The organism is Ornithinimicrobium cryptoxanthini, from assembly GCF_023923205.1.
Classification (GTDB): Bacteria; Actinomycetota; Actinomycetes; order Actinomycetales; family Dermatophilaceae; genus Ornithinicoccus; species Ornithinicoccus cryptoxanthini.
This window is the reverse complement of record NZ_CP099490.1, coordinates 2904662-2919114: the sequence shown is the minus strand read 5'-3', so window position 1 is coordinate 2919114 and position 14453 is coordinate 2904662. Positions and strand designations below refer to the sequence as shown.

The 14453-nt window shown below is 68.7% G+C and carries 15 protein-coding genes; 11 read left to right on the top strand and 4 right to left on the bottom strand.

Annotated elements, in window-relative coordinates:
* Nucleotides 1–98 precede the first annotated feature (98 nt).
* Nucleotides 99–1397, bottom strand: a complete 1299-nt coding sequence (locus NF557_RS13465; RefSeq protein ID WP_252620037.1) for a hypothetical protein — start codon at nucleotides 1395–1397, stop codon at nucleotides 99–101.
* Nucleotides 1398–1537: 140 nt separating this feature from the next.
* The gene (gene glgX, locus NF557_RS13460) at nucleotides 1538–3673 is read right to left on the bottom strand and encodes a glycogen debranching protein GlgX (RefSeq protein ID WP_252620036.1); all 2136 of its coding nucleotides are present in this window, start codon (nucleotides 3671–3673) and stop codon (nucleotides 1538–1540) included.
* A gap of 35 nt (nucleotides 3674–3708) precedes the next feature.
* On the opposite strand from glgX, the gene NF557_RS13455 reads away from it, so the two are divergent.
* The 4 genes from NF557_RS13455 to NF557_RS13440 all read left to right on the top strand — a co-directional run bounded on the left by NF557_RS13455 (nucleotide 3709) and on the right by NF557_RS13440 (nucleotide 6654).
* A complete protein-coding gene (locus tag NF557_RS13455) occupies nucleotides 3709–4317 on the top strand; it encodes a hypothetical protein (protein WP_252620035.1) in 609 nt (202 codons plus the stop codon).
* A complete protein-coding gene (locus tag NF557_RS13450) occupies nucleotides 4314–5120 on the top strand; it encodes an enoyl-CoA hydratase/isomerase family protein (protein ID WP_252620034.1) in 807 nt (268 codons plus the stop codon). The genes NF557_RS13455 and NF557_RS13450 overlap by 4 nt, the downstream gene beginning before the upstream one ends.
* Nucleotides 5121–5346: 226 nt before the next feature.
* Nucleotides 5347–5607: a hypothetical protein gene (locus NF557_RS13445; RefSeq protein WP_252620033.1), complete on the top strand. Its 261-nt coding sequence runs from the start codon at nucleotides 5347–5349 to the stop codon at nucleotides 5605–5607.
* Between the two features lie 537 nt (nucleotides 5608–6144).
* Nucleotides 6145–6654 carry a hypothetical protein gene (locus NF557_RS13440; RefSeq protein ID WP_252620032.1) on the top strand — a complete coding sequence of 170 codons (510 nt, stop codon included), beginning with the start codon at nucleotides 6145–6147 and terminating at the stop codon, nucleotides 6652–6654.
* 250 nt (nucleotides 6655–6904) lie between these two features.
* Here NF557_RS13440 and NF557_RS13435 read toward each other — a convergent pair whose 3' ends face one another.
* The gene (locus tag NF557_RS13435; RefSeq protein ID WP_252620031.1) at nucleotides 6905–7534 is read right to left on the bottom strand and encodes an IS630 family transposase; all 630 of its coding nucleotides are present in this window, start codon (nucleotides 7532–7534) and stop codon (nucleotides 6905–6907) included.
* Between the two features lie 41 nt (nucleotides 7535–7575).
* Nucleotides 7576–8046 carry a helix-turn-helix domain-containing protein gene (locus NF557_RS13430; RefSeq protein WP_252620030.1) on the bottom strand — a complete coding sequence of 157 codons (471 nt, stop codon included), beginning with the start codon at nucleotides 8044–8046 and terminating at the stop codon, nucleotides 7576–7578.
* A gap of 117 nt (nucleotides 8047–8163) precedes the next feature.
* On the opposite strand from NF557_RS13430, the gene NF557_RS13425 reads away from it, so the two are divergent.
* The 7 genes from NF557_RS13425 (at nucleotide 8164) to mnmA (ending at nucleotide 14423) form a co-directional block, all read left to right on the top strand.
* Nucleotides 8164–8523 carry a PadR family transcriptional regulator gene (locus NF557_RS13425; RefSeq protein ID WP_252620029.1) on the top strand — a complete coding sequence of 120 codons (360 nt, stop codon included), beginning with the start codon at nucleotides 8164–8166 and terminating at the stop codon, nucleotides 8521–8523.
* Entirely contained in the window at nucleotides 8520–9287 is a 768-nt protein-coding gene (locus NF557_RS13420) for a hypothetical protein (protein ID WP_252620028.1), read from the top strand. The genes NF557_RS13425 and NF557_RS13420 overlap by 4 nt, the downstream gene beginning before the upstream one ends.
* A gap of 31 nt (nucleotides 9288–9318) precedes the next feature.
* Entirely contained in the window at nucleotides 9319–10041 is a 723-nt protein-coding gene (locus tag NF557_RS13415; protein WP_252620027.1) for a hypothetical protein, read from the top strand.
* A gap of 98 nt (nucleotides 10042–10139) precedes the next feature.
* Nucleotides 10140–10931, top strand: a complete 792-nt coding sequence (locus tag NF557_RS13410; protein WP_252620026.1) for an electron transfer flavoprotein subunit beta/FixA family protein — start codon at nucleotides 10140–10142, stop codon at nucleotides 10929–10931.
* 24 nt (nucleotides 10932–10955) lie between these two features.
* Nucleotides 10956–11915, top strand: coding sequence for an electron transfer flavoprotein subunit alpha/FixB family protein (locus NF557_RS13405; RefSeq protein ID WP_252620025.1), 960 nt, complete (start codon nucleotides 10956–10958; stop codon nucleotides 11913–11915).
* Between the two features lie 208 nt (nucleotides 11916–12123).
* Complete coding sequence (locus NF557_RS13400; RefSeq protein ID WP_370584151.1) at nucleotides 12124–13329, top strand: cysteine desulfurase family protein; 1206 nt, start codon at nucleotides 12124–12126, stop codon at nucleotides 13327–13329.
* Complete coding sequence (gene mnmA, locus NF557_RS13395) at nucleotides 13326–14423, top strand: tRNA 2-thiouridine(34) synthase MnmA (RefSeq protein WP_252620024.1); 1098 nt, start codon at nucleotides 13326–13328, stop codon at nucleotides 14421–14423. The genes NF557_RS13400 and mnmA overlap by 4 nt, the downstream gene beginning before the upstream one ends.
* Nucleotides 14424–14453 lie beyond the last annotated feature (30 nt).

The following is a 14453-nucleotide window of genomic DNA, read 5'->3' as shown; positions in this document are numbered from 1 at the left end:
GGCGCCCACCGTGCTTTGTGGGCAGGGTTGGCTGCTGACGTGAGGCAACCGTTGCGCCGAGCACGCTGGTCTCTAGGTGCTCGGCGCCGGAGGTGCTGTCACCCCGTTGCGAGGAGCCCGGACAGGTCGTTCACGAAGTCCATTGCCACATCCATCCCGAGGGCGGTGCGGTGAAGCGTCTGCCGCTCGCGTCGCCAGATCCCTGTGTCGCCGACCGCCCAGAGGAGCCGCTCCACCTGGTGGTCGCTCGCGGTGCGGGCTTGCGAGATGCCCAGACCCTGATAGGTCCACGGATTCTTGTCGTGCTCCCACCACCAGTCCTGGACTTCCGACACCTCGACGCGGTCGACACCCTCGCGCAGGAATGGGAGGAGCACTCGCAGCACAGGGTCGAGAGGCTCCAGGAAGTGTCGCGTCACCACGCCGAGCACGGCGGACACGTGGCCCAGTCGCGCCCAGTCGTCGGGCGACCGCTCGTGCTGTGGGTCGGCGTCGGGTGTTGCGCGCACGACCGTGGACTCGACCTCGATGAGACCGGCATACGTGCAGGCGAACCACAGGGTCTGCAGCGCGCGAGTGGTCACGAGGTGGTCGATGCCGCCGAGCCGGCCGTCGGAGGCGCGGTCACCGAAGGCTGGGGAGTCGAGGATGCCGGGCACGGCATGCGGGGAACGTGCGAGAAACTCCCGTTCCCAGTCACCGAGGTCGAACTCGGCGGACGCCTCCCGGACCTGGGCGGGGCGCAGGACTCCGCCGGTGATGCGCTTGCCGTCGCCGATCCACCGGGCGAAACGCAGACACTCCTGCACGAGAGGAGACTTCCTTGCCTCCCACGCAGAAACCTCCACGGGCGGATCCGACGCCCACCCGTCGTGGTCATCGGGCAGCAACGCCCACGTCTCGCGCGTGAAGTCGTCGAAGTAATCCTCTGCGAACTCGTCCTCGAACTCGTCCTCGAACTCGAATTCCTCCTCGTCCTCCCACTCGGCGACGTCCCCAGGCCACTCCACCAGCGCCTCCTCCACGGTCATCGGGCGGTGCTGCTCGGGTCCGGCAGCTGCGGCAATCATCTTCGGCGCAGCGCGTCGTGCCTCCTTGGTGAGGGCCCTGGGTTCGGCTGAGCCAGACCGCATCCGGCCGGTGGCGCGCAGGAACCTCCAGAAGGTCTCGAGGCTCTCCACCAGCGCCCCGACCTCCGCGTCCGTGAGGTGCGCCTGGGTCGGCCACTGCTGCAGCAGGAGGGACTCGGCCGAGCCGGCCGGCCACTCCTGAGCCGCGTGTCCCCCGTGTCCGGTCCACAGCCTGATGGCCGTCTCCAGCAGGTCACGGTCCAGCGGCCGGTTCTTCGCCGACGCCCAGGTCTCCGTATGCCGAAGCAACAGTTCGTTCTCGCCCATCCCCGGATCGTGGCACGCGACGGTGGGGTCCCGCTTGCGTTGTCCACAGGCGCCCGCCACCGGACCGCGTCGAGGGTGCGGAGGCCGCGGGGGAAACCGACGAAACCCCTGCAAAAAGCCGGGGGAGACCGACGAAACCCCTATGAAAATTGGGGGGTGGCCAGCACGACTACGGAGTGTGCTTCGACCCGCACCTCGTCGCCGACCTCGGTCGGACCCTGCGGGGTCTCCCAGCTGCTGTCCCACTCCACCTGCCACGGTCGCTCCACATCGGCGTCGGGCAGCCGCACCGTCACGGCATCCAGCGCCCCGCTCAGCACGATCATCACGAAGTCCGGCTGCGCACCGGCCACCTCGGCTACCGCCCGGTCGTCCAGCACGGCGACCAGCGTGCGCAGGCCCGGGTCGGTCCACTGCTGCTCCGACAGCACCTGCCCCTCGGTGTCGAACCACCGCAGCCGCACCCGCCCCGGCACCGCGTCAAAGGTCTGGAACTCCGGCGGGCGCAGCGCGGGGTGTGCCCGCCGCAGCTCCAGCAGGCGCGTCACGGTCGCGAGCAGGTCAGCATCGGCTGCCTCCCAGTCCAGCCAGCTGATCTCGTTGTCCTGGCAGTAGGCGTTGTTGTTGCCGCCCTGGGTCCGCCCCAGCTCGTCGCCGGCAGTGATCATCGGCACACCCGTGGCCAACAGTGTCGTCGCCATCAGGTTGCGCGCCGAGCGCCGCCGCGCGGCCAGGATCGCCGGGTCGTCGGTCGGCCCCTCGACCCCGTGGTTCCAGCTGCGGTTGTCGCCGTGACCGTCCCGGTTGCCCTCCAGGTTGGCCTCGTTGTGCTTGCGCTCGTATGCCGTGGTGTCAGCCAGCGTGAACCCGTCGTGGGCCGTGACGAAGTTGACCGACGCGATCGGGCCACGGTCGTCGGCCTGATAGAGGTCGGCCGACCCGGCAAATCGGGTCGCCAGCTCCCGGGCGCCGTGTCCGGTCTCACCGGCGAGGGCACGGGCGGTGTCCGGCAGCCAGAACGTGCGCACGGTGTCGCGGAACCGGTCGTTCCACTCGGCGAAGGGCGGCGGGAACTGCCCTGTGCGCCAACCGTGCACGCCCACGTCCCACGGCTCGGCGATCAGCATCACGCGAGAGAGCACGGGGTCGGTGCGCAGTGCCACGTGGAAGGCGTGGTCGGGGTCATAGGCGTCGTCGCGCCCCCGTGCCAGCGCCGGCGCCAGGTCGAACCGGAAGCCGTCGATGTGGAACTCGGTCACCCAGTGCCGCAGCGAGTCGAGCACCATCTTGGCGACCAGCGGCTGGCGCAGGTCCACCGTGTTGCCGCAGCCGGTGACGTCGATGTCGTGCCCGCGCTCGTCCAGGCGATAGTAGGTCGCGTTGTCCAGGCCCCGCCACGACAGCGTCGCACCGTCGCGGCTGCCCTGCTCGCAGGTGTGGTTGTAGACGACGTCCAGGACGACCTCGATGCCAGCCCCGTGCAGCGCCTTGACCGCGCCCTTCACCTCGTCGACCACGCCCTGCGGGTCGCACGCCGCGGCATACCCGGCGTGCGGAGCAAAGAAGCCCATCGTGTTGTAGCCCCAGTAGTTCGTCAGCCCGTTGCGGACCAGGTGCGGCTCGTGGGTGAACGCATGGATCGGCAGCAGCTCGAGCGTGGTCACCCCCAACCCCGTCAGATGCTCGAGTATGACGGGGTGGCCCAGTGCGGCATACGTCCCCCGGATCTCCTCGGGCAGGCCGGGGTGACGCATGGTCAGGCCGCGCACGTGAGCCTCATAGACGACCGACCCGGTCCACGGTGTGGCCGACACGAGGTCACCGGTCCAGTCGAAGCGCGAGTGGTCCACGACCACCGACCTCGGCACGAACGAGGCGCTGTCCCGGTCGTCGCGGGTCTCCCCGTCGCCGACCCAGCTGTCGTCGACCACGTGCCCGAAGACCTCCGGCCCCCAGGTGACCGTCCCGTCGATCGCGCCGGCATAGGGGTCCAGCAGCAGCTTGGCCGGGTTGTGCCGCTGCCCGTCCTGCGGTGCCCACGGCCCGTGCACGCGGAAGCCATAGCGCTGGCCGGGTCGGACGTCGGCCACGACGTCCCACCACACGCCGTACGCCCGGCGGGACAGGGGGACGCGCCGTTCGGTGCCGTCCTCGTCAAACAGGCACAGCTCGACCAGGTCGGCGTGGGCCGCCAGCACCGACACGTCGGCCGCTCCGTTGTGGACGGTGACCCCCAGGGGCGGGGGCACATCAGGTCTGCGTCGGGGGACGGGCATGGTGGGGAGCCTACAAACTCGATTACGGTGGAGCCATGACCGACCCGACTTCGCTGCCCAACTTCCCGCCGCCGCCCGAGGAGCACCCCCTGCGCGGCCGCGTCCTCGACGCGCTCCAGGACCTCAAGCTGCAACCCGACCTCGACAAGGACGGTGACGTGAAGTTCACCGCCCAGGAGCAGCAGCTCTTCGCCCGCTCCCTGACTGGCGGCCAGGTCGACATCCTGCGCGTCTATGGCCAGTGGCAGGTGGCTGACTCGGTCCCGGCCGACCTGCTCACCCGGCTCAACGGCTGCAACGACATCACCCTCGGGGTCAACCTGGTCAAGGCCGGCATCGCCGCGGGCAACCTGGTCCTGAGCGTGGAGCAGATCATCGCGCCCAAGGAGAACCCGAAGGTCAAGCTCCAGGTGGCCGTGAGCATGATCCTGCAGGCCGTGCAGCTGTGGCACCGCAACGTGGTCGCCAAGGCCAAGCGGGACGCCGACATCGCCGCCGGCGGCGCCGCCGAGGGCAGCGAGCACCAGGACATCGTGGCCGGCGCCGACACCTCCAAGGGCGAGGACGCCCCGAAGGTCGGCCCGTGGCTCTCCGAGGGCATGCGCCGCCCCCGTCCCACCGACGGCGAAGGCCCCGGGGCATGAGCGAGGCGCGCACGGTGGCCACGTCGACCGAGCACGTCCGGGTCGAGATCGAGGACGGCATCGCCACGATCCGGGTCGACCGGCCCAAGATGAACCCGCTCGACATCGCCGTGCAGGACGCGCTCGGTGAGGCGGCCAAGATCGTCACCGCTGACGCCGAGGTGCGCGCGGTCATCATCTATGGCGGCGAGAAGGTCTTCGCCGCCGGTGCGGACATCAAGGAGATGCAGACGATGTCCTACACGGACATGGTCGACCGGGCCGCCGTGATCCAGGAGTGCTTCAAGGCGGTCGCGCACATCCCCAAGCCGACCATCGCCGCGATCACCGGCTATGCGCTGGGCGCCGGCTGCGAGCTGGCGCTGTGCGCTGACTTCCGCATCGTCGGCAGCGACGCCAAGATGGGCCAGCCCGAGATCCTGCTCGGCGTCATCCCGGGTGCGGGCGGCTCGCAGCGGCTGCCCCGGCTGGTCGGTCCGGCCAAGGCCAAGGACCTGATCTTCAGCGGCCGGATGGTGGATGCGGACGAGGCGCTCGCGATCGGTCTGGTCGACGAGGTGGTCGAGCCAGACCAGGTGTATGCCGCGGCGCTGGCCCGCGCGAAGCGTTACGTCGGCGGTCCGGCCTACGCCCTGCGGGCGGCCAAGGAGGCCGTGGACCGCGGCATCGAGACCGATCTGGACACCGGGCTGGCCATCGAGGCGATGCTCTTTGCGGGTGTCTTTGCCACCAAGGACCGCGAGATCGGGATGACCTCGTTCGTCCAGGACGGTCCCGGCAAGGCGAAGTTCACAGCAAGTTGAGGGGCCTTTGAACGGCTGTCAGTTCAGCATCAGCAGTCATCGTCCAGGGTGCACCACCACCGCACACTGGCTACTCTGGCGGCGTCCTTAGCGCGCTGGGCGGATGATTGAGGAGAATCATGACGGTGACGTTCGTGACGGGAGCCCAGTCCACTTCGGGGAGAGTCACCGGCAGTTCCCTGTCCCAGGCAAGTGACTACTGCGCGTGAATCCTGATGACACACTGATGACCGCCGAGGCGCTTGACTCGGTCCGGGCGGTGCGAATTTCGGAACTGGAAGAGGCCCGAGACAGGGCCCACGCCGTTCTCAACTTATTCGAGATTCCGGCTAGGGCACTTGGCCAAGACCAACTCAATTTCAGGGATGTGGACGACCGAGATGGTCGTCTGGTGCAGACCTTGATGGCATTGCTCGATCGTCGGTTTCCGCTCCATGACCCGTCGGCCGCGAACGCCCAAGGCGTGACTGACATCCGCGACCTGTGAGCCTGGGTTGAGCTTCACGATGAGGCAGTCGCATCTCCTGTACGCCTTGGCGTACTTCGTAGTGACCTCGGCACGAGACGTCATCGACAACTCACTCCTCATACCCAAACATGCTCACCGTTTCGCGGGCATTCCTACGTGAGGCACGGAGAGCGTTTCGCGGGCAGTTTTCGTGAGTCTCGTCGAAGGGTTGACGGTCCCTTGAGGTGGTGTTAGCGTCCTGAGCGCGCCGGAGTCTCGTCAAGGGTACGGGACCCTCGGGAAGGAGGCGCAACATGTTTGGGGTTCTCATGCGTGGGTTTGGGATCTTGACTGCGGGCGTCATGTTGGCCATTTCTTTGGCCACGCCTGCCGCGGCCCACTACGCAGTTTAGCCAGCCGTAGAACATGTCTTTGGACGGTATCCGTCGACTGGGCAGCGAATCTTCACAGCCTGGGCAGTGCCTCGGTGGCAAGGGGAGTGGCCGGGCGGTCCTGCTGGTCTGCGTGACGCTTGTGGTTCTCCTCGGGGCCTGTTCCGGGGACGGGAATTCGCAGATGAAGCCGGACACGCCGAATAGTTCGACCGGGACGCCCGAGCCCGGACCGGATTCATCGGACATCGATGAAGATGTCGCCTCCAAAGCGCCTTCGGTGGCGGCTGATCTGCCCGATCCCCTCGAGTACGCCACCAAGATGGGACGTTGCATGGAGGAGGACGGCTGGGACGTCAGCATTGAAGCAACGGGATACGAAGTGAAACTTCTGAAGGGGCAGGAGGAAGCTTACTTTGAATCCGTGGAGAAGTGCCGCGATCTGCACGGCTTTCCCTCGGAAGGACCCACGATCACCGAGGAGATGGCTGGCGACTTATACGACGAATTGCTCGAGGTGGCTGAGTGCGTGACTGGGCGCGGGATCGAGGTCGAGGACCCGCCCAGCAGGGCCACCTTTGTTGAAACCCTGATGGACCACCCATTGCCGATCTGGCACCCCTACGAAATCGCCTTCCAAGACACGCAACTGGATGAGGTCCAGCGCTGGTGTCCGGTAAGTATCGATTGGTGAGCGCGGGCGCTCTTCCCATGTCGAGGTACACCCGTGTCGGCGAGCTAGCCGAGCCAGACCGTCGCGTCGGGGGGCAGGATGTGCCGCACTGGCACGGTGGCCAGCAGCACCTCAAGGCCCGTGGGCAGCCTCGACCGGGTCACTGCCCAGGTTGGCCAGGACCGTCGTCTCACCAACACGGAAGGCCAGAACCTCCTCGCCGTAGCCGTCCAGCCAGGACATCTCGGCGAGCCCTAGTAGACCGTCGCGTCTAAATGCCTGGGTATAGATGACGAAGCTTGATGCGGGCGTCGCCCGTGGTGAACTGCCAGTGGACCTGGCGTTGGTCTTCGTTGGTGGCGTCCTGCCAGGCGGCGAGCTCGGCGTTGAGGAGCTCGAGGTCCTCGATGCGTCGGTCCAGGCACTGGCGGGTGAGGCGGGAGAGTTCGATTTCGGCGATGTTGAGCCAGGAGCCGTGCCTGGGTGTGTAGTGGATTTCCAGGCGTTCGGCCAGGGCGCGGGCCTTGACAGGGTCGAAGGCCTCGTACAGCGAGCCCAGGGTGTGGGTGTTCAGGTTGTCCATCACCAGCACGACGCGCTCGGCGTCGGGGTAGTCGAAGGTCAGCAGCTGGTCGATCTCGTTCGCCCAGTCGATCCGGGTCCGCCGAGGCCGGGCGATGACCCGGCGCCGGCCGGCGAGGGGTTCGGCCCAGACGAAGATGGAGCAGGTGCCGTGGCGCACGTACTCGGAATCTTCCTTGCGGTCACGGCCAGGCGCGGCGGGGACGGGCTCGCGGGCGTGGCCGTGGAGCGGGTAGGGCTTCTCATCCATACAGACGGCCGGTACGTTCGGGTCGTAAGGACGGTGGTAGACCTCCAGGACGTCCTCCATGCGGGCCACGAACTCCCCGTTAGCCTTTGGCGGGATCGTCCAGCACTTCTTCAGGTGAGGACGAAGCCCCCCTTTTTCAGGACCCGTCCGATCGTGGAGTGATCCAGCGGCGGAAGCCCGTCGGTGAGCACCACGTGTTTCTCCAGCAGCCGCAGCGACCACCTCTCATATCCCTGCGGAGCTCTGGTGCAGGCCAGGGCGATCACCCTGGCCTCCACATCCCCGGTCACCTTCGGCGCCACCGGAGGCGTCTCCCGCTTGCGCCGAGTGATCACCTTCTTGACATCCCCGGCGGATTCGGTGAACCGCTTGGCGACCAGGTACACCGTGCCCTCGCTGACCCCGACCCGCTCGGCCACCACGGCCCGGTCCGAGGCCGGACCAACGCTCTCATCCAACTCCAGCAGGATCCTGGCCCGGGCGATCATCCGCGCCGGGTTACTCCCGCTGGTCACCACCTTGGTCAACCGCCTCCGCTCAGCAGCGGTCAACGTGACGACGTGTTCCTTCGACCTGGGCATGACAGTGACTCCTCCTGGTCGAGTATCAACCAGAACAGCCGACCACACAAACCCATCGAATTAGCCGCGACACGCTACTAGTTGACGCGTCTGACTAGTCAGTGACATCATCTAGTCATGAATGCAGAGCAGGACTGGCCCAGCGAGTGGCTGCGCGGCGTGCTGAGCGTCTGCACCCTGCGGATCCTGTGCGACGGCCCGACCTATGGCTATGCCATTGCCTCGCGCCTCGCCGACGCGGGGCTGGGCACTATCAAGGGCGGCACGCTCTATCCGCTGCTCGGCCGCCTCGAGGAGGCCGGCCACGTCGAGGTCGAGTGGCGACCGGGCGAGGGCGGCCCGGGCCGCAAGTTCTATCAGCTCACCCCGGCCGGACAGGCCGAGGCGCACCGACAGGCGGCCGACTGGGCCGAGTTCACCAGCATCACCCGCGCCCTGACCGACAGCGCGCTCGCACCCGAGGGGGCCACCCGATGAGAGCCACACACGAGCCCACCACGCCGCAGCGCCCGAGTGCTGTGCATCGTGACCCGGCCGACCTGGCGCCCAGCGCCGACCGGTCCTGGGCCAACGACTTCGTCCTGGAGCAGCGCCTGCTCGGTGTGCCTGGCACGCAGATCGGCGACGCCCTGGTGACGATCGAGTCGCACCTGGTCGACTCCGGCGAGAGCGCGCTGGAGGCGTTTGGGGACGCGAGGGCGTATGCCGCTGAGCTCGCGGAGAGCAGCAGCGCCGTGGATGACGCGATCACACCGCGGACCGTCGTCGCCTCGGTGCTCGGCGTTATCGGCATGCTGACCACGGTCTATGCCTTTGGTCCCTGGCTGGCTGGCGAGCCGGCGACGATCACCGTCGGCCTGGTGGTCAGTGGTGCCCTCCTCCTGGCCGTCCTGGCGTTGTTCCTGGCCAACGCGGACGCAGTGCTGAGGATGATCGTGGAGCGCGTGTGGCTGACCGCGGTCGCCGTGGTCCTTGTCACAGGCGCCACGGTCGTTGCCCTGCTCCTGCTGACCGGCGTCCTGGTGCAGGTGCCGGGGGCGGTCCTTCTGGCAGCCGGGGCGACGTTGCTGGTGCTGGACGCCGTGCTCAACTGGCTGGACCACGGGCAGGGCGACACGGTGCTCGCCCCCGGGGAGAGCGCACCTGTCCGAGCCGCCGGCCGGGTGCTGAGCACCCTCACAGTGCCGGCCTTCACCCTTCTCATGCTGGGCCTGGCCTGGCTGGTCCACTCCCTCGCCTGAACGTCGGCACGTGCCGCAAGGAGACACGATCATGAACGTCGAGAGCAAGACCCCCACCCCGCACGTCGACCAGGGTTGGCGGGACCGGTTCATCGCCGAGCAGCGCCTGGCTGAGCGCACCGGAGCCCAGATCGGGGACGCGCTAGCCACGGTGGACGCCCACTGTGGTGAGTCGGGGGAGAGTGCCGAGGAGGCCTTCGGTGACCCCGCGGCATACTCCCGGTCGTTGGTCGGTGACACAGGTGAGCCGACCCGCCTGGCTGCGCGGACCGTGGCAGGGATCGCCTGCGGACTGCTCGCCCTGCTCCTGGTGCCCCGCGCCGTCGACGCCTGGATCGAGGGGGCCGCTTTCACCGTCACGGCGGGTGACCTCGTGGCCGCGGTCATCGTCGCAACACTCGCCGCAGCCGTGTTCTGGTGGCCGACTCCAGTGCTGCGCTGGTTCGTGCGGCACCCGGCGACGTCGTCGGCAGCAGCCTTCGCGCTGCTCATCGTGCTGATCATCCCGCAGGCCCTGTTGCGCGATCCCGTGCTGGAGCTGGGCTGGGTCGGCCCCTTCGTGGCCGGTCTGGTCCTGCTGGCGCTGTCCGTGGTCCTGCCGTGGAGAGACCTCTCCGAGGACGACCCGGTGCGGGACCCACGAGCCGGCGGGACTGACAGCCCGACGGCACTGGGCTGGTTCACCGCCTTCCTGTTCCCCATCCTGGCCCTGATCATGATCGGGATGGACGCCGTCTTCCGCACGATGGTGTGACCGGTGTCAGCAATCTCACCTGCTGGGCGGTTGCCACGCCACCGCGGCGAGGTGCGAAGATGGCAGGAGGAACCCGCCCCCAACGATGAGGATCAAGCGTGAACATCGTCGTCTGTGTGAAGTATGTGCCGGATGCCCAGTCCGAGCGCTCCTTCGAGCCGGATCACACCACCGACCGCGACGCGGTCGATGGTCTGCTCTCCGAGCTTGATGAGTATGCCGTTGAGGCGGCCCTGGCGTTGAACGAGGCCGGTGACGGCGGCGAGGTCACGGTCGTGACCATGGGTCCGGACGACGCAGTGGCTGCGATCAAGAAGTCCCTGCAGATGGGTGCCGACAAGGGTGTCCACGTGCTGGACGACGCGATCGCCGGCTCCGACGCCGTGGCGAGCTCCCTGGTGCTGGCCGAGGCGATCAAGAAGCTGGGTGGCGAGACGCCGGTGGACCTGGTGATCACGGGTCTGGCCTCCACCGACGGGTCGATGAGCGTGGTGCCGGCGATGCTGGCCGAGCGGCTGGGTCTGCCGCAGGTGACGTTCGCCTCCGAGCTGACTGTCGAAGGTGGCACCGCCCGCATCCGCCGCGATGGTGACACCGCGAGTGAGACCGTCGAGGCGACGCTGCCGGCCGTGGTGTCGGTGACCGACCAGATCAACGAGCCGCGCTACCCCTCCTTCAAGGGGATCATGGCGGCGAAGAAGAAGCCGGTGGAGACCTGGGGTCTGGCTGACCTGGGCATCGACCCGGCCCAGGTGGGTCTGGCCGCCGCGTGGAGCACCGTCGACTCGGTCGAGGCGCGCCCGCCGCGCAGCAAGGGCGAGGTCGTCACCGACGAGGGCGAGGGCGGCAAGGCCCTGGCTGAGTTCCTGGCCTCCCGCAAGTTCGTCTGACCCGACCGGAAGAAGGAGAAGATCATGGCTGAAGTGCTCGTTCTGGTCGACCACGTCGACGGAGATGTCCGCAAGACCACCGCTGAGATGCTGACCGCTGCCGCCCGCCTGGGTGAGCCGTCGGCCGTCTTCGTAGGTGCCGGTTTCGAGGCGGCCCAGGAGACCCTGGCGAAGTATGGCGCGGCGAAGGTCTATCGCATCGACGACCAGGCCGTCACCGATCACCTGGTGGCCCCGACCGCAGAGGTGCTGGCCCAGCTGGTGGCGCAGGCCAGCCCGGCCGCGGTGCTCCTGCCGTCCTCGTCCGAGGGCAAGGAGATCGCCGGTCGCCTGGCTATCAAGACCGAGTCGGGCCTCATCGTCGACGCCGTCGACGTCCAGCCCGGTGACGGCGGTGGCGTGCGCACGGTGCAGTCGGTGTTTGCCGGCAACTACACGGTGACCAGCTCGGTGACCAAGGGTTCCCCGATCGTGACCGTCAAGCCCAACTCGATCCCGGTGCAGGAGGCCCCGGCTGCCGCCACTGACGAGACCGTCACCGTGGCGCTGTCCGACCAGGCCACCGCCGCCAAGATCGTGGAGCGCAAGGAGAAGGCACAGTCCGGCCGCCCGCAGCTGACCGAGGCCGCGATCGTCGTCTCTGGTGGTCGTGGCACCGCCGGTGACTTCGGGCCGGTCGAGCAGTTCGCCGACTCGCTCGGGGCGGCTGTCGGCGCCTCGCGTGCGGCGGTGGACGCCGGCTGGTATCCCCACTCCAGCCAGGTCGGCCAGACCGGTGCCTCGGTCTCCCCGCAGCTGTATGTCGCGGCCGGCATCTCCGGTGCGATCCAGCACCGCGCCGGCATGCAGACCTCCAAGACGATCATCGCGGTCAACAAGGACCCCGAGGCCCCGATCTTCGAGCTCGTGGACTTCGGCGTGGTCGGCGACCTGTTCAACGTCCTGCCGCAGGCGACCGCGGACGTCCAGGCCCGCAAGGCCTGACCCAGCGCCGCCGATCCAGCACGCACCACCCGATCCAGCACGCACCACCCGATCCAGACCGACCCCAGCGTTCACCTGAACGCTGGGGCCGGTCTGCGTCGGCGTGTCGTCGGCTAGGGCGTGCACCTGCACGCTGGAGCCGATTCCGAGACCGATCCGACCTAACCCAAGAATTGGTGGGTTATGGGCCCGGTGGGATGATGGTCTGGTGCCTGATTCCCCCGTCTACCTCGACCATGCCGCGACGACCTCGACCCTGCCCGAGGTCATCGACGCGGTGGTGGAGCAGATGGGCCGGCTCGGCAACGCCAGCTCGCTCCACGGGGCCGGGCGCACCGCACGGCGCGTCGTCGAGGAGTCGCGGGAGTCGATCGCGGCCGACCTGGGGGTGCGCCCGTCCGAGGTGATCTTTACCTCTGGTGGCACTGAGTCCGACAACATGTCTGTCAAGGGCACCTGGTTCCACCACCACGAGACCGGCACGGGGCGCACCCGGCTGATCGTCAGCGGCATCGAGCACCACGCCGTGCTCGACCCGGTGGAACACCTCGTCACCGAGCACGGGGCCCAGGTCACCTATCTGGAGCCAGACGCCACCGGCGTGGTCCGCCCCGAGACGCTCGAGGCCGCCCTGCAGGAGCACGCGTCCGACACCGCGTTGGTCAGCGTGATGTGGGCCAACAACGAGGTCGGCACGGTGCAGCCGATCGCCGAGCTGGCTGCCCTGGCCCGCGAGCACGGCGTGACCTTCCACAGCGACGCGGTCCAGGCGCTCGGCCAGGTGGCGCTGCCCCTCGGCGAGGTCGACGCCGACCTGGTCACGGTCACCGGCCACAAGATCGGCGGCCCGATGGGCGTCGGCCTCCTCATCGCCGGTCGCGACCAGAACCCGGTGCCACTGACCCACGGTGGTGGGCAGGAGCGCCAGCTGCGCAGCGGCACCCTCGACACCCCCGCGATCGCCGGCCTCGCGGTCGCCGTGCGCAGGGCAGTCGCTGAGCAGGAGATCCACGCCAAGACGATGATCCACCTGCGCGACCGCATCATCCAGGGGGCACTCGACCTCGACCCGACCATCCAGGTGAGCGGACCGTGGGAGCCAGGTGATGGCATCCGCCGCCTGCCGGCCAATGCGCACCTGCGCGTGCCGGACTGTGACGGCGACTCCCTCCTCTATCTCCTGGACGCCGCGGGCGTGCAGTGCTCGACCGGCTCCGCCTGCCAGGCGGGCGTGCCCCAGCCCAGCCACGTGCTGATGGCGATGGGCGTGGACGAGCCGGAGGCACGCGGCTCCCTGCGACTGACCCTGGGCCGCACCTCCAGCGACGCCGACGTCGACGCCCTCCTCGAAGCCCTGCCGGGCGCCATCGACCGCGCGCGCCGGGCGCGGGGTGCGACCCGGAAGAGCTCATGAGGGTCGTTGCCGCCATGAGCGGTGGGGTCGACTCCGCGGTTGCCGCCGCCCGCATGCTCGACGCGGGCCATGAGGTGGTCGGCGTCCACCTGGCCCTGTCCCAGTCCGCCGCGACCCTGCGCGAGAGTGCCCGCGGCTGCTGCACCATCGAGGACGCCGGTGATGCCCGACGCGTCGCCGACCGGCTTGGCATCCCCTTCTATGTCTGGGACATGGCGCAGCGCTTCCGCGAAGACGTGGTCGAGGACTTCATCGCGGAGTATGCCGCCGGCCGCACCCCCAACCCCTGCCTGCGCTGCAACGAGAAGATCAAGTTCGCCGCACTGCTGGACAAGGCCCTGGCCCTGGGTTTCGACGCCGTCGCCACCGGCCACTACGCGCAGATCGTCGAGGTGCCCGAGGGCGAGGGCACCCGCCGTGAGCTGCACCGCGCCGTCGACATGGCCAAGGACCAGTCCTATGTGCTGGGCGTGCTCGACGCCGACCAGCTGGCCCGGTCCTTCTTCCCGCTGGGCGACACGACCAAGCCGGACATCCGCGCCGAGGCGGCGGCCCGCGGCTTCTCGATCGCCAAGAAGCCGGACAGCCACGACATCTGCTTCATCGCCGACGGCGACACCCGTGGCTGGCTCGAGAAGCGGCTGGGGGAGCAGCCCGGCGAGATTGTCGGCACCGACGGGACCGTGCTGGGAGAGCACCGGGGCTCTTATGGCTTCACCGTCGGTCAGCGCAAGGGCCTCGGTCTGAGGGCGCCGGCCGCTGACGGTGCTCCGCGTTATGTTGTCGAGACCCGGCCAGCCAGCAACACCGTGGTCGTCGGGACCGCCGAGCTGCTCGGGGTCGACGAGATCACCGGTGACCACGCGCGCTGGTGCGGCCCCGCGCCCGAGGGCGTCGTGTCGGTCGGTGCCCAGGTGCGCGCGCACGGCGAGGAGGTGCCGGCGACGGCGTGGGCGCACGGCGATCAGGTGCAGGTGCGGCTGGAGCGTCGGATCCGCGGTGTCGCGCCCGGCCAGTCGGTGGTGCTGTATGACGGCACTCGCGTGGTCGGGTCGGCGACCATCTCCTCCACCGGCACGAGCCGGCGACGGTGAGTATGCCGGGGCTTGGCTCTCGGAGGGCCG

Coding starts and splice junctions, on each gene's coding strand:
- NF557_RS13465 (WP_252620037.1), bottom strand. CDS start 1,397: ATGGGCGAGAACGAACTGTTGCTTCGGCATACGGAGACCTGGGCGTCG.
- glgX (WP_252620036.1), bottom strand. CDS start 3,673: ATGCCCGTCCCCCGACGCAGACCTGATGTGCCCCCGCCCCTGGGGGTC.
- NF557_RS13455 (WP_252620035.1), top strand. CDS start 3,709: ATGACCGACCCGACTTCGCTGCCCAACTTCCCGCCGCCGCCCGAGGAG.
- NF557_RS13450 (WP_252620034.1), top strand. CDS start 4,314: ATGAGCGAGGCGCGCACGGTGGCCACGTCGACCGAGCACGTCCGGGTC.
- NF557_RS13445 (WP_252620033.1), top strand. CDS start 5,347: ATGACCGCCGAGGCGCTTGACTCGGTCCGGGCGGTGCGAATTTCGGAA.
- NF557_RS13440 (WP_252620032.1), top strand. CDS start 6,145: ATGAAGCCGGACACGCCGAATAGTTCGACCGGGACGCCCGAGCCCGGA.
- NF557_RS13430 (WP_252620030.1), bottom strand. CDS start 8,046: ATGCCCAGGTCGAAGGAACACGTCGTCACGTTGACCGCTGCTGAGCGG.
- NF557_RS13425 (WP_252620029.1), top strand. CDS start 8,164: ATGAATGCAGAGCAGGACTGGCCCAGCGAGTGGCTGCGCGGCGTGCTG.
- NF557_RS13420 (WP_252620028.1), top strand. CDS start 8,520: ATGAGAGCCACACACGAGCCCACCACGCCGCAGCGCCCGAGTGCTGTG.
- NF557_RS13415 (WP_252620027.1), top strand. CDS start 9,319: ATGAACGTCGAGAGCAAGACCCCCACCCCGCACGTCGACCAGGGTTGG.
- NF557_RS13405 (WP_252620025.1), top strand. CDS start 10,956: ATGGCTGAAGTGCTCGTTCTGGTCGACCACGTCGACGGAGATGTCCGC.
- mnmA (WP_252620024.1), top strand. CDS start 13,326: ATGAGGGTCGTTGCCGCCATGAGCGGTGGGGTCGACTCCGCGGTTGCC.